Source organism: Psychrobacter sp. ENNN9_III, assembly GCF_001462175.1.
GTDB lineage: Bacteria > Pseudomonadota > Gammaproteobacteria > Pseudomonadales > Moraxellaceae > Psychrobacter.
Map to the genome: position 1 here is coordinate 1 of NZ_LNUO01000020.1, position 5,176 is coordinate 5,176.

At 47.3% G+C, this 5,176-nt stretch carries 2 protein-coding genes; one reads left to right on the plus strand and one right to left on the minus strand.

The genetic code is table 11. The features are described from left to right. Positions 1-134 precede the first annotated feature (134 nt). Positions 135-629: a pyridoxamine 5'-phosphate oxidase family protein gene (locus PENNN9_RS01220; RefSeq protein WP_058367950.1), complete on the minus strand. Its 495-nt coding sequence runs from the start codon at positions 627-629 to the stop codon at positions 135-137. 355 nt (positions 630-984) lie between these two features. On the opposite strand from PENNN9_RS01220, the gene purL reads away from it, so the two are divergent. Next, entirely contained in the window at positions 985-5,016 is a 4,032-nt protein-coding gene (gene purL, locus PENNN9_RS01225) for a phosphoribosylformylglycinamidine synthase (protein WP_058367951.1), read from the plus strand. The last annotated feature ends 160 nt before the right edge of the window (positions 5,017-5,176 follow it).

Here is a 5,176-nt window from a genome sequence, read left to right on the forward strand (position 1 = left end):
AAAAAAGTTTTCGCCAATAAACAGTGGTTTACTGGCGTTCAAAGTCGTTAAACTGCTTGTTATTTTTATATAAGATGATCTAATTTTACAGATTCATCTATGTTATACAGTGACTTATATTATAAATATTTATATTACAGAGAGACTGAAAACTGCTTACCGATATCTTCTGCAGTTTCTCCGTCTTGTACTGCTGCTGCGGCCATCTTAAACATGTTGACAGTAGAGCTACCACTTAACCAGCATTCTACGCCATGCGGTACAACTTTAATAAGTTGTACATTTGGATCTTCTTTACCATGCTCAAAAAATGCATTGTAGACAGGAGACCATAGTTCATCTAATTTGTCTTTATCCGTTGGCAACTCTGCATTGGCACTAATAGAGACGTAATCTTTTTCATCTTGAGTGGCATAAGATAAGCCAATTTTTTGATTGTCTTGAATATCTTTTACCACGTCTGAGGTTTTGTCACCGATAAACCAAATCTCTTTGGCTCCAATGCTCGCTTCGCTGGTAGTCATTGGCCACGCATGGACATCACCTTTGCTATTAATAGTGCTCATCATGGCAAACTTTACGTCTTTAATCACGTCTTGGATTTTATCGATTTGTTCTTGTTTATTCATAATAGATATCCTTATTGCGTTGAAATTGAAATTTTAGTGAAAGGTCGCTGTTAATGGTTTTAGTTATTAGCTGGTTGTAGAATAACGATAGTCACCTGCACAGTTATATAGTCTGCCCGTAAGACGATGTTAGTGTTTGTAAGGTATACGATAATTAAGTAAAAAGTGTAGTGCGTTAGGCAAAAGTTTGCTGCTATAAAAAAACAAAGATAGCGAAGACTCTCTTAAATGAGTTATGTGTGTTAGGGACAATTTATCCTGGTTTATACCTGCTTATTATGAGCCTTCTTGTTATAATACACAGACCATTTACTTTGCATTGCAGTGATGCCTTGATCTTACGGATTATGCCTTTATGATGACCATCGCCGGACAACCGTTCCTTACCGATTTTCAGACGCAGCAACTCATCAATCAGTTTCAGCAAAAAACCGAGCTAAATGTCAGCCAAATCAATACCCAGCAAGTGTATGTGCTATCACGGAAGCTCGAAGGTGATGAGCAAAAAAAAGCGCTGGACCTATTTGGTATTAAAGAAGATATTCAATTTGTCGCCCCGCAAGACAACCAATTACAAGTCGTCGTTGGCCCACGTTTTGGCACCATATCGCCATGGGCAAGTAAAGCGACCGACCTCTTTAATAACTGTGAAATCGAGATTAATCGCGTCGAGCGCGTCATCGTTTATACGCTAACCTTTGATGGAAAAGCAGACGGTGAGGGGAATGCGATTAATAACAAGTTATCAAGTGCCGCTGAGCAGTTATTGTTTGATCGCATGACCCAAAGCTTGGTTTATGACTTAGATGACGTGAGCAAATTATTTGATGACGAACCACCAGCATCGCTCAATCGCATCGATGTGATGGGTGAAGGACGCAGTGCGCTTGAGTCGGCTAATACCCAGTTTGGCTTTGCGTTGTCGAGTGATGACATCGACTATCTGATGAATGCCTATGTCAATGAGCTAGGCCGTAATCCAACCGACGTTGAGCTAATGATGTTTGCGCAGGCCAACTCAGAGCATTGCCGTCACAAGATCTTTAATGCCGAGTGGACGATCGATGGCGAGGTGCAGCCAAAGTCATTGTTTCAGATGATCAAAAATACCTATCAATCAAACCCGCAAGGCATCTTGTCTGCTTATAAGGACAACGCGGCGGTGATGGCAGGAGCAGAGGGTCTACGTTATTATCCTGTGCCGACTGATGCGATGGACGCCAATTCTGCGCATCCGTATGACTTCCATCAAGAAGCTATCGACATCTTAATGAAAGTCGAAACCCATAATCACCCAACGGCGATTGCTCCTTATGCTGGCGCTGCAACAGGCGCAGGCGGTGAGATTCGTGATGAAGGTGCAACGGGTCGCGGCGGTAAGCCAAAAGCGGGACTGACAGGTTTCCACGTATCGCATCTTCATATCCCTGAGATGCCTGAGAAGTGGGAGCAGTCTGGTCAATTAAGTACGCAGGATTATGGTACGCCAGATCGTATGGCGACCAGCCTTGAGATTATGACCGAAGCGCCATTAGGCTCAGCCAATTTCTCAAACGAGTTTGGTCGCCCTAACCTATGCGGCTATTTCCGTAGTTTTCAGCTTGATACTTCAGCGGCCAAAGACGGCAGCGAGATGCGCGGCTATCATAAGCCCATCATGCTGGCCGGTGGTTATGGCAATATCAAACGCAACATTATTGAAAAAAACGCCATTCGCGAAGGGGATTTGCTGATCGTCCTTGGTGGCCCTGCGATGCAAATCGGTCTTGGCGGCGGTGCAGCGTCTTCGGTCGATAGTGGTGAGTTGGATGAAGGTTTGGACTTTGCTTCAGTACAGCGTGACAACGCCGAGATGGAGCGTCGCTGTCAAGAAGTTATCGATCGCTGCTGGGCCTTAGCGGGTAACGATATTGACGCTAGTAATGCCAGCCAAGACGGCAACCCAATCGTCTCTGTCCATGATGTTGGGGCAGGTGGTCTGTCAAATGCCATGCCAGAGCTGGTCGATGACCATGACATGGGCGCGCATCTGAACCTGCGTAAGATTCCATCGCTAGAAGCGGGCATGTCGCCAATGGCCATCTGGTCAAATGAGGCGCAAGAGCGTTATGTCCTCGCGATTCGCCCAGAGAGCAAAGCGCAATTTGATGCAATCTGTGCCCGTGAGCGTTGTCCGTATGCTATCTTAGGCGAAGCGACTGAAATACGTCAGCTTATCGTTGATGATGAGTTGCTCCCTGAGCAGCCAGTCGATATGCCGATGCAAGTACTGCTTGGTGGTACGCCAAAGATGCAGCGCAGCTTTAGTCGTCAAGAGAATGAATTGTCGCCGCTTGCGCTTAATGACTTTAACCTAACTGAATCTATTAAAGATGTGCTACGTCATCCAACCGTTGCGAGCAAGTCATTCTTGATTAGTATTGGTGACCGCTCTATCACAGGTATGGTAGTGCGCGATCAATATGTTGGTCGCTATCAAGTGCCTGTATCAGATTGCGCAATCACCGCATCAGGTCTGGTGGCGCTTGATGGTCAACCAATGACTGGTGAGGCGATGAGTGTCGGTGAGCGTACCCCTGTTGCCCTTATTAGTCCAAAAGCCTCGGCGCGTCTGGCGGTTGGTGAAGCCATTACCAATATCGCAGGCGCACGTATCGCTCAGCTATCTGATATCACTATGTCAGCGAACTGGATGGCCGCTTGCGGTGACGATGCGGAAGACGCGGCATTGTTTGACGCCGTCCATACAGTCGGTGAAGAGCTGTGCCCAGCACTGGGTATCGCTATTCCAGTCGGTAAAGATTCGCTATCGATGCGTGCTAACTGGACAGACAGCGATGAAAATGGTAACGCAGACAAATCAGTGGTCTCGCCAATGAGCCTTGTGATTACCGCGTTTGCGCCTGTCGTCGATGTGGCAAAAGCTTTAACGCCTGAGCTAATCAACGGTGATAGCGCTTTCTACCGTATTGACTTATCCAAAGGTAAATTGCGCCTTGGTGGCTCAATTCTTGCGCAAACGGCAAGTCAATTGGGTAACGAGTGCCCAGACCTTGATAAGCCAAGAGATTTAATCGATTTCTTTAACTTTATCCAAGCAGGCAATGCGCAAGGCGTCATCAGCGCTTATCATGATATCGGTGATGGTGGTTTGCTGGCGACGATTGCAGAGATGCAATTTACCAGCCGTCAAGGTATCAAGCTGTCATTAGATGATAAAAACCTACTCGGTCAATTATTCAGTGAAGAGCTGGGCGCAGTCATCCAAGTATTACCTGAAAACGTCACTACATTGATGGAGCTAGCAGAGCAGCATAATGTCAGCGACATGCTTAGTCTCGTCGGTCAAAGTACTGAGGAAGACAGCCTCATCATTCAAACACCGTTACATATTGGCGATGACACCTTACGCTTTAGCCGTTCTGAGCTACAACAAGAATGGAGTCAGGTTAGCTATCAGATTGCCCGTCGCCGTGACAACCCAGCATGCGTGCAGCAAGAGTATGACTTGATTGCTGATGCGAGCCATAAAGGCCTAATCGCTGCGCCAAACTTTGATCTCAATCAAAAAGTCGAAGAGCCATATCTAAACAGCCGCGCTGATTCTGATAACAGCAAGCCAAGAGTCGCTATCCTGCGCGAGCAAGGCGTCAACGGTCAGACCGAGATGGCAGCAGGCTTCACTCAAGCAGGCTTTGAAGCGGTCGACGTGCACATGAGTGACTTGCTAGAAGGTCGCATTAATCTACGTGACTTCGACGGTCTAGTCGCTTGTGGCGGCTTTAGTTACGGTGACGTACTCGGCGCAGGCTCTGGTTGGGCGAACTCTATCTTGTTCCATGACGAATTGCGCATGCAGTTTGTACGCTTCTTTGCCCGTCCTGATACCTTTAGCCTTGGCGTTTGTAACGGCTGTCAGATGATGGCGCAGCTCAAAGACCTGATCCCAGGCGCGGAAAACTTCCCACGCTTTATCGCCAATAAATCAGCACGATTTGAAGCGCGTACGGTCAACGTTAAAGTTGAGCGTACCAAGTCGATCCTGTTCAAAGGTATGCAAGACAGTATCTTGCCAATCGCTGTGGCGCATGGTGAAGGCTATGCCACGCTGGACAATACAGAGATTGACGGTATGGCAAAACACGGTCAGCTGGCCATGCGCTATGTCGATAGCCAAGGTCATCCAACTGAAACCTATCCGCTCAATCCAAACGGTTCGCTCGGCGGTGTCACGGGTCTGTGTAGCACCGACGGTCGCGTCACCATTATGATGCCGCACCCTGAGCGTACGCTATGCGCCTACAATCACAGCTGGAAACCAGAAGCATGGGACGAGGACGGCGCGTGGATGCGTATGTTCCGTAATGCGCGGGCTTGGTTGCGTTAGTCGCAACTCTAGAGACTGATTAGCATCGTCAAACCTGCTGAGCCTACGATAGGTAATGCTTGCGCATGGTTTCCTCGCTACTCAAACTTCTAGCAATTGCTTATAGTTTTAGATAGCTGTTTTTTAAAATGAAAAGGTGGGCTTCGGCTCACCTTTTTTG

What these genes read in the sequence shown, in the direction of transcription:
- PENNN9_RS01220 (WP_058367950.1), bottom strand. Translation starts at nt 629, where the DNA reads ATGAATAAACAAGAACAAATCGATAAAATCCAAGACGTGATTAAAGAC.
- purL (WP_058367951.1), top strand. Translation starts at nt 985, where the DNA reads ATGATGACCATCGCCGGACAACCGTTCCTTACCGATTTTCAGACGCAG.